This window comes from Microbacterium sp. ISL-103, from assembly GCF_018613995.1.
Lineage (GTDB): Bacteria > Actinomycetota > Actinomycetes > Actinomycetales > Microbacteriaceae > Microbacterium.
Map to the genome: position 1 here is coordinate 1 of NZ_JAGGPD010000138.1, position 8,698 is coordinate 8,698.

The window sequence follows — 8,698 nt, forward strand, 5'->3', positions numbered from 1 at the left end:
GGAGGCCGGGGGAGTGCGCTTCACCGACGAGCGTGAACCGTGGGAGGCGCGAAAACTCTGGCTGCTGAACGGTGCTCACACCCTTCTCGCCTCGCTCGGTCGGCTTCACGGAAATCACACCGTCTCCGACGCCATCGCAGACGCGGACTGTCTTCGTGCTGTCGAGGCGTACTGGGATGAAGCCTGCCGACATCTTCCCCCGGAACTCGGACTGCGGGAGTACAGACTGGCGCTTCTTGACCGCTTCCGAAACCCTCGTATCCGGCACCTCCTCGCGCAGATCGGTCTCGACGCCGATACCAAGATGCGAGTGCGTATCGTGCCGGTGGCCGAGCGTGAACGCAGCGCGGGACACTCCGCCGACGCGTGTGCGAAGGTCGTCGCCGCATGGCTGGCGATCAACGGACGGGGAACTGACCGCTCGTCCGTCGAAAGCACGATAGCCGACGTCAGCCCCGTGCTCGGCGCTGACGCGGGGTTCGTCGAAGCGGTGCTCGCTAGCCGACGATCGGTCGACGATCTCACGCTTCGGTAACAAGTTGGCAATCGGTTGTCATTCGTCCAAAACCCTGCTTTACTGACACCAGACGCCGCCGTCCTCGTCCGCTTCACCCTCACTGACAAGCGGTTGCGCATCAAGTCGTTTCATCCAAAGGAGTATGAACAATGTGGAACACCCGTAAGCACACCCGCGTAGGGCGCCGCGTCGCGTTGCCCGCCGCGCTGCTGATCACGGCGCTCGTCGTCAGCGGCTGCTCGTCCAGCACCCCCGAGGCCGAGGGCGATACGACCGCCGTCGTCGAGAAGGACCTCGCGGTCGCCGCGGTGTCCGCCCCCAACTCGCTCGACCCCGCCCAGATCGTCGACGGTCAGCAGATGTTCGTCTGGTCTTCGGTGCTCGACACCCTGCTGCGCAAGGACCCTGAGACAGGGGAGCTGCTTCCCGGCGCCGCGGAGAAGTGGGAGTACAACGAAGACGGCACCCAGCTGACCCTCACGCTGCGTGACGGCATGACCTTCAGCTCCGGGGACCCGGTCGATGCTGTCGCCGTCACTGCCACGCTGCTGCGTTCGAAGGCCACTCCGGGGGCTGTGCAGAGCCGCCTCGCCGCGGTCGCGGATGTCGTCGCGGAGGACGACAAGACCGTCGTCATCACCTTCTCGGCGTTCGATCCGCAGTTCCTCGACAACCTCGCCCAGGGCCCCGGTGCCATCGGCGATCCCGCGACCATGGACGAAGAGCGCACGGCCACCGACCCCATCGGCTCCGGCCCGTTCACGCTCGACGTCGAGAAGACGGTGCCCGGCAGCAGCTACGTCCTCGTCAAGCGCGACGACTACTGGGATGCCGACAACGTGCCGTTCAAGACACTCACCGTCAAGGTGCTGCAGGACCCGACGGCATCGCTCAACGCCCTGCAGGCGGGCGAGCTCAACGCGGCGACCGTGCAGTCGCAGGTCGTCTCGCAGCTCGACTCGAACAAGTTCACCATCACGGTGAACGATGCGGTGGCCGTGGGGTACCTCAACATCCTCGATCGCGCCGGCGAGAAGTTCCCGGCGCTCGGTGATGTCAAGGTGCGTCAGGCGATCAACATGGCGATCGACCGCGAGGGCGTGCTCAAGGGCATCTTCAGCGGAGTGGGCATCGCCACGACGCAGCTGGTCAGCCCGTTCGGCGAGGTCTACGACGAGAAGCTGAACGACGAGTACGAGTACGACCCCGAGAAGGGCAAGGAGCTCGTCGAAGAGGCGGGCTACGCCGGCGAGACCTTCCAGATCCCGAGCACCTTCCTCAGCACCACGATCGAGCCCGTGCTCACGCAGGCGTTCGCTGACATCGGTCTGACCCTCGAGTGGGTGACCGTGCCGCCGCAGCAGGCGCAGGCAGCTGCCCGTTCCGGTGACTACGGGCTCTACTACCAGATCCTCGGGTTCAACTCCGATTCCGCTGATCTCGCGACCACGATCGGTGCCGCCGGCTTCGGCAACCCGACCGGGTACACCGATCCGACGCTCGACGGCTACTTCGACGAGATCAACAACACCGTCGACTTCGCGGATGCTCTCCCCGTCTACAAGGAGCTGAACCAGTACGTCGTGGATCAGGCGCTCGTCGCCCCGATCGCCTACATCGGCGCGACCTGGGCGACCGCTGACGGGATCACCTACGTCGGCAAGGCGAACACCCTCGCAACCATCCGACAGTTCGACGTCACCGAGTGAGTGACGGGTGGGGGTGCGGTCCGCCGCATCCCCACCGCANNCTCGGCGCCGGCGTCGTGCTCGCGATACTGGTCACCCTCATCACCTTCCTCCTCCTCAGCACCTCGTTCCGCGACGTGGCTCAGGCGATCCTCGGTACGTCGGCGACGCCCGAGGTGGTCGACGATCTGATCGCTGCCAAGGGGTGGGATCGACCCGTCCTCGTGCAGTACTTCGACTGGCTGATCCACGCGGTGCAGGGCGACTTCGGTGTCTCGGTGTACACCTCACTGCCGGTCGGTCCGTCGGTGCTGCAGCGGCTCGCGGTCACGCTCTCGATCATCGTCCCGGCGCTGATCCTGACGGTCATCCTCTCTGTCTTCCTCGGAGTCTGGGCGGCATCGCGCGGCGGGATCGTCGACCGCATCGCCCAGGGGATCTCCCTGATCGGCTACATCGTTCCCGGCCTCCTGCTGGCGATCGTCCTCGTGGTCGTGTTCGCGGTGCAGCTCAAGTGGCTTCCGGCAACGGGATTCACTCCGTTCGCGGAAGATCCCGCTGCATGGGTGCGCAGCATCACGATCCCGGTGATCGTGCTCACCATCGGCGGTGTGGCCAACATGGCGGCTCAGGTCCGCGGCCGCATGATCGACGAGCTCCGTCGCGACTACATCCGAACCCTGCGCACGCGGGGATCATCCACCACGTCGATCGTCATCAAGCACGCTCTGCGCAATGCCGCGAGCCCCGCGCTCACGGTGATGTCGCTGGAGTTCATCCAGATGTTCGGCGGTGCGCTCATCATCGAGAACGTCTTCGCTCTGCCGGGCTACGGCAGCTTCGCGTTCAACGCCTCTCTTCAGGGCGACATCCCCGTGATCATGGGCATCACCGCCTTCGGTGTGCTGCTCGTCACCGTCGTCAACCTCCTCACTGACCTGGCCAACGGCTGGTTGAACCCGAAAGCGAGAGTCCATTGAGCGACGAACGCCCACCCCAGACCAACACCGGCACAGTGACGCCGCCCAGCACCGAGCTGCTCGTCACCCTCGAGAACGCCGCGAAGACCCGCACGTCGACCTGGCGCCGCATCCTGCGCGACCCGCAGGCGGTCGTGACACTCGGGCTTCTCGCGGTGATCTTCCTGCTCGGGCTGCTCACACCATGGCTCGCGCCGCACGGCCCGAACGACGCCGAGCTCTCGATGATCAACGCGCCGGTCGGCACGCCGGGGTACCTGCTCGGTGCCGACGAAGCCGGGCGAGACATCCTCTCGCGGCTGCTCCACTCGATCAACACGGCAGCGATCTCGGCTCTGATCGGAGCCGGTGTCGCTCTGCTCGTCGGAGTCGTCGCCGGCCTCATCGGCGGCTACTTCGGAACCGTGACGCGAGCGACCACCGAGTGGCTGTTCAACCTCATCATGACCTTCCCCGGCATCCTGCTGCTGATCATCCTGATGCCGGTCACCGGGGGCGACTACCGCTTCACGATGCTGATCTTCGGCGTGCTGCTGTCGCCGGGCATCTACCGCATCGTCCGCAACCTCGTGCTCGGCGTGAAGAACGAGCTCTACGTCGATGCCGCCCGGGTGTCGGGACTCGGCAACCTGCGCATCCTCGGTCGCCATGTGCTCTTCGTCGTGAGAGGGCCGATCATCATCGCCGCGGCCTTCATGGCAGGCTCCGCGATCGCGGTGCAGTCGGGTCTGGCGTTCCTCGGCGTCGGTTCGCTGCAGATCCCGAGCTTCGGCTCGATGATCTCCTCGGGCTTCCGTAACCTCTACATCGCTCCGACGCAGTTCCTCTGGCCGAGCCTGCTGCTCGGCGTCATCACGGCGTCGCTCGTGCTGCTCGGCAACGCTCTGCGCGACATCCTCGAGGGCTCCATGCCGAAGCCTGCCAAGGTGGGTCGCGGTCAGCGTGTGCTCGACAGCGCCGGAGAGGCGACGGCCGCGCGGACGGGGCTGCTCGAGATCAACGACCTCGCCATCGCCTATCCGAGACCGAGCGGCGGCCTGAACGAGGTCGTGCGCGGCGTCGACCTGTCGATCGCCCGTGGGCAGATCGTCGGGCTGGTCGGCGAATCCGGATCGGGAAAGTCGCAGACCGCGTTCGCCTCGCTGGGGGTGCTGCCCAACGAGGCGGTGATCACCCGCGGGTCGATCCGCTTCGACGGGCGCGAGCTCGTCGGACTCACGGACGCCCAGATGCGTCCGCTGCGGGGCAAGGAGATCGCCTACATCCCGCAGGAACCCATGTCGAACCTCGATCCGTCCTACAAGGTCGGCGCACAGCTCGTCGAGGGCGTGCGGTCGGCGCTCGGCGTGACACGCGCAGAGGCATCCGCTCGCGTGCTCGCACTGCTGGAGAGGGTGGGCATCGCCGACCCGCAGCGCACCTTCGACTCGTACCCCCATCAGATCTCGGGTGGCATGGCGCAGCGTGTGCTGATCGCGGGCGCGGTCGCGAGTCGGCCGAAGCTGTTGATCGCCGACGAGCCGACGACCGCACTCGATGTCACGGTGCAGGCCGAGATCCTCGACCTGCTGCGAGATCTGCAGTCCGAGCTCGACATGGCGATCCTCCTGGTGACGCACAACTTCGGCGTCGTCGCCGACCTCTGCGATCGCATCGCGGTCATGCAGAACGGCGTGATCGTCGAGTCCGGCACGGCTGCGGACGTGTTCTCGCACCCGACGCACGAGTACACGAAGATGCTGCTCGGTGCGATCCTCGACGAGAGCACGGTCCGCACGGATCCGCCCGTCGCCGCCCCCGATGAAAGGACCGAGCGATGAGCCTCCTCGAGATCGATGAGCTTCGTGTCGCCTTCCCCGGACGGGGATGGCGGGCCAAACCGGTGGAGGTGCTGCACGGCGTCTCGCTCGACGTCGCGCCGGGGGAGACCCTGGGCCTGGTCGGCGAATCCGGATCGGGTAAGACCACGATCGGACGCGCGGTGCTCGGCCTGGTGAAGCCGTCCGGCGGGGACATCCGGTTCGACGGGACGTCGATCGCCGGGATCTCACCTCGCGATCGACGCCGCCTGTCTCGCGACATCCAGGTGGTGTTCCAAGACCCGTACACGTCGCTCAACCCCTCGATGACGATCGGAGACATCCTCGCCGAGCCGCTGGTGATCCAGGGCGCGACGGCGAAGGATGCCCGTTCGCGGGTCAAGACCCTGCTCGACCAGGTGGGGTTGCCCTCGGATGCGGTCGAGCGACTGCCCCGGGAGTTCTCGGGCGGTCAGCGTCAACGCGTGGCCATCGCTCGTGCGCTCGCTCCCCAGCCGCGCCTGATCGTGTGCGACGAGCCGGTGTCCGCTCTCGACCTCTCGACACAAGCGCGCGTGCTCGATCTGTTCGTCGAGATCCAGCGGGCGACCGGGGTCGCCTATCTCTTCGTGTCGCACGATCTCTCCGTCGTCCGCCACATCAGTCACCGGGTGGCAGTGCTGTACCGCGGCGACTTGGTCGAGACGGGACCTGCCGAGCATGTGACCTCGACCCCCGACCATCCCTACACGCAGAAGCTGCTGCTCGCGGCGCCGGTCGCCGACCCCGCCCGTCAGCGCGAGCGGCGACTCGAGCGCCGCCGCATCATGGAGGCATCATGACCCAGAATCCGATCATCCCCGGCTACCACCCGGATCCTTCGATCTGCCGCGTCGGCGACGACTACTACCTCGCGAACTCGAGCTTCGAGTACTCGCCGGGCGTCCCGCTGTTCCACTCCCGTGACCTGGTCTCGTGGCCGCAGATCGGCAACATCCTCGACCGACCGGAGCACCTCGACGTGCGCACCGGACTCGCGGGTGCCAGCGGCGGGATCTACGCTCCGACGCTGAGGCACCACGACGGCCGATTCTGGATGATCACGACGAACATCCACGAGGTCGGCCGCGGTCACATCCTGACTCATGCCGACGACCCCCCCGGCCCGTGGAGCGATCCCGTCTACGTCGCAGGTCTCATCGGTATCGACCCGGACATCGCGTGGGAAGACGACGGCACCTGCTTCGTGACGTGGAGCGACGTGATGCGCGGCGGCATCTCGCAGGCCGTCATCGATCCGTTCACCGGCGAGGTGCTGTCGGAGCCGCGGTCGCTGTGGGCGGAAACCGGCGGCGCGCACGCCGAAGGACCGCATCTGATCCGCCGCGGAGAGTGGTGGTACCTGCTCGTCGCCGAGGGCGGCACCGGGCCCGGCCACATGGTGACGATCGCGCGTTCGTCGAGCATCAGCGGACCTTTCGAGCCGGCGCCGACCAATCCGATCCTCACCCATCGCAGCACGAGCGCGGCCGTGCAGTCGACGGGGCACTCCGATCTCGTCGACCTCGCCGACCGATCGTGGGCGCTCGTGTTCCTCGCGACGCGGCCGCGCGGCACCTTCCCTCGCTGGCACACCAACGGGCGGGAGACGTTCCTCGCGGGGGTGGACTGGGTCGATGATTGGCCGGTGATCGACGAGGAGCGCTACGACGTCCCGCTCGCGAAGACCTCGTTCGTCGAGGAGTTCAAGGACGAGTCATTGCATCCGCGGTGGATCTCGCCGGGAACCTCGCCGTCGTCGTTCGCCCGCACGAGCACCGACGGCCTGCTCCTCGAGCGGGGGAGGGACGCGCTCGCCGAGAGTGCCGAGCGGCTGCTCGCGGTGCGCGCCGAAGATGAGCTCTGGTCGGCCCGCCTGCACGCTACGGGCGACGTCGCGCTCTCGGTGCGCATGGACGACGCGCACCAGCTGCTGATCGAACGCCGCGGCGCAGAGGTGCGCGCACGCATCGTCATCGGGCCGCTGAGCGACGTGGTCGCGCGGGCAGAGGCTCCGGCGGATGCGGTGCTCGAGATCCGGGCCACGGAGTTCGAAGCTGAGCGCGGCGCGCGTCGCGGTCCCGACCTGCTGCGCGCCGGTCTTTCTTCGGCGGAGGGCTTCGTCGAGCTCGCCACCCTCGACGGTCGGTATCTGTCGACCGAGGTCGCAGGTGGTTTCACGGGACGGGTCATCGGCGTCGAGGCTCTCGGAGAGCAGGTCGTCGTCAGCAGGTTCGAATACGAGTCGGGTGCTGCTGCGGAGTGATCAGTCCTGCGCATCGGGCTTCAGCTCAGGCACGAAGGTCGACATCAGCGACGTGACGCACGCATCGACGTCGATCGCCGAACGGTCGAAGAGCCACTGCGTGTGCAGCCCGTCCATCGCGCCGATGGTGATCGCTGCGAGGTGTGCCGGGGGCATATCCGTCGACAGGCGCCCCTCATCGCCGAGCCGGCTGAACAGGCGGGTCACGAACGAGCGGATGTTGCGGTAGCGCGTCTCGAAGTAGTCGTGCGCCGGGTGAGCGGGCGCCGTCGCCTCACCGGTGAGCACGGCGCTCAGCTCCACCAGGCCGACGCGTTGATCCCGTTCGATCAACGTCGTGGCCATGCCGCGGAGCACATCGAGCGGATCGGCTCCGGTGCTCAAGACCTCGTTGCGGGCGAGGTAGTCGGCGCTGCGCTCGTCCTGCAGCGTGAGAACGGCCATGAGCAGGTCCTCTTTACGGGGAAAGTGATGCAGCAGCCCGGTGTGGCTGATGCCCGCCCGACGAGCGATCTCGGCCATCGAGGCCCCGTGGAACCCGGACTCGCCGAAGATCGTGAGGCAGGCATCCAGGATGCCGCGGCGGACGGCTGCGGTCTTGGCGTACTGGGCCATCGATACCTCCGACGATCAAAATAGTGAGAGCTTTCTAATTTTATGTTACCGTGAGGTGGCAATCGGTTGTCACGGTTGCTCTGATCGAGAGGATCCCTCAATGACGAACTTCCCCACCGGCTTCCTCTGGGGCGCCGCCACCGCCGGACACCAGATCGAAGGCAACAACGTCAACAGCGACTGGTGGGAGCGCGAGCTGACCATGCCGGGCATGGAGCCCTCCGGTGATGCCGTCGACAGCTACCACCGCTACCGCGAGGACATCGACCTGCTCGCCGATGCCGGCCTCGACACCTACCGGTTCAGCCTCGAGTGGTCGCGCATCGAGCCGGTCGAAGGCCAGTTCTCTCGCGCAGAGCTCGCGCACTACCGCCGCGTGATCGACTACTGCTTGTCGCGCGGTGTCACGCCCTTCGTCACGCTGCAGCACTTCACGACGCCGCGGTGGTTCGCGAACGACGGTGGGTGGACGTCGCCGAAGGCCAAGGATCGGTTCCTCAGCTTCGTGACCCAGGCCACGACGATCCTCGACGGCGTCGAGTGGGTCGCGACCATGAACGAGCCGAACATGCAGGCGGCCATCATGACGGCGATGCGCCGCATGGCCGCTCAGGGCGGACAGTGGCAGAGCCCCACCGTCGAGGCGGATGCGGCCGGGAGCGACGCACCTGCGGAGAAGGACGAGAAGAAGCAGCATGGCTCGTTCCTGCAGGACGCCGACCCCGAGATCGGCCGCGCGTTCGTCGAGATCCACCACGCCGCCCGCGAGATCGTGCGCGCCCGCACGAACGCGA

Annotated in this window: 8 protein-coding genes; 7 read left to right on the forward strand and 1 reads right to left on the reverse strand. The window is 66.9% G+C overall.

Features of this window, described 5'->3' with window-relative positions; all coding sequences use genetic code 11:
- Positions 1–13 precede the first annotated feature (13 nt).
- From J7E68_RS05925 to J7E68_RS05950, 6 genes are all read left to right on the forward strand, one after another.
- A complete protein-coding gene (locus tag J7E68_RS05925; protein ID WP_311416472.1) occupies positions 14–535 on the forward strand; it encodes a hypothetical protein in 522 nt (173 codons plus the stop codon).
- A 131-nt stretch (positions 536–666) separates the two neighbouring features.
- The gene (locus tag J7E68_RS05930; RefSeq protein WP_215170756.1) at positions 667–2,226 is read left to right on the forward strand and encodes an ABC transporter substrate-binding protein; all 1,560 of its coding nucleotides are present in this window, start codon (positions 667–669) and stop codon (positions 2,224–2,226) included.
- On the forward strand, positions 2,223–3,185 hold the full coding sequence (locus tag J7E68_RS20275) for an ABC transporter permease (RefSeq protein ID WP_311416471.1): 963 nt from the start codon (positions 2,223–2,225) through the stop codon (positions 3,183–3,185). The genes J7E68_RS05930 and J7E68_RS20275 overlap by 4 nt, the downstream gene beginning before the upstream one ends.
- Positions 3,182–5,005 carry a dipeptide/oligopeptide/nickel ABC transporter permease/ATP-binding protein gene (locus J7E68_RS05940; RefSeq protein WP_235560789.1) on the forward strand — a complete coding sequence of 608 codons (1,824 nt, stop codon included), beginning with the start codon at positions 3,182–3,184 and terminating at the stop codon, positions 5,003–5,005. Before J7E68_RS20275 ends, J7E68_RS05940 begins: the two co-directional genes overlap by 4 nt.
- Positions 5,002–5,826, forward strand: a complete 825-nt coding sequence (locus J7E68_RS05945; RefSeq protein ID WP_215170760.1) for an ATP-binding cassette domain-containing protein — start codon at positions 5,002–5,004, stop codon at positions 5,824–5,826. Before J7E68_RS05940 ends, J7E68_RS05945 begins: the two co-directional genes overlap by 4 nt.
- Positions 5,823–7,289, forward strand: coding sequence for a glycoside hydrolase family 43 protein (locus J7E68_RS05950; RefSeq protein WP_215170762.1), 1,467 nt, complete (start codon positions 5,823–5,825; stop codon positions 7,287–7,289). The genes J7E68_RS05945 and J7E68_RS05950 overlap by 4 nt, the downstream gene beginning before the upstream one ends.
- Here J7E68_RS05950 and J7E68_RS05955 read toward each other — a convergent pair whose 3' ends face one another.
- Complete coding sequence (locus J7E68_RS05955; RefSeq protein WP_215170764.1) at positions 7,290–7,904, reverse strand: TetR/AcrR family transcriptional regulator; 615 nt, start codon at positions 7,902–7,904, stop codon at positions 7,290–7,292.
- Positions 7,905–8,004: 100 nt separating this feature from the next.
- Between J7E68_RS05955 and J7E68_RS05960 the strand changes: the two genes are divergently transcribed.
- The coding region (locus tag J7E68_RS05960) for a family 1 glycosylhydrolase (RefSeq protein ID WP_215170766.1) at positions 8,005–8,698 on the forward strand (694 nt) is incomplete at its 3' end.

Coding starts and splice junctions, on each gene's coding strand:
- J7E68_RS05930 (WP_215170756.1), top strand. CDS start 667: ATGTGGAACACCCGTAAGCACACCCGCGTAGGGCGCCGCGTCGCGTTG.
- J7E68_RS05945 (WP_215170760.1), top strand. CDS start 5,002: ATGAGCCTCCTCGAGATCGATGAGCTTCGTGTCGCCTTCCCCGGACGG.
- J7E68_RS05950 (WP_215170762.1), top strand. CDS start 5,823: ATGACCCAGAATCCGATCATCCCCGGCTACCACCCGGATCCTTCGATC.
- J7E68_RS05955 (WP_215170764.1), bottom strand. CDS start 7,904: ATGGCCCAGTACGCCAAGACCGCAGCCGTCCGCCGCGGCATCCTGGAT.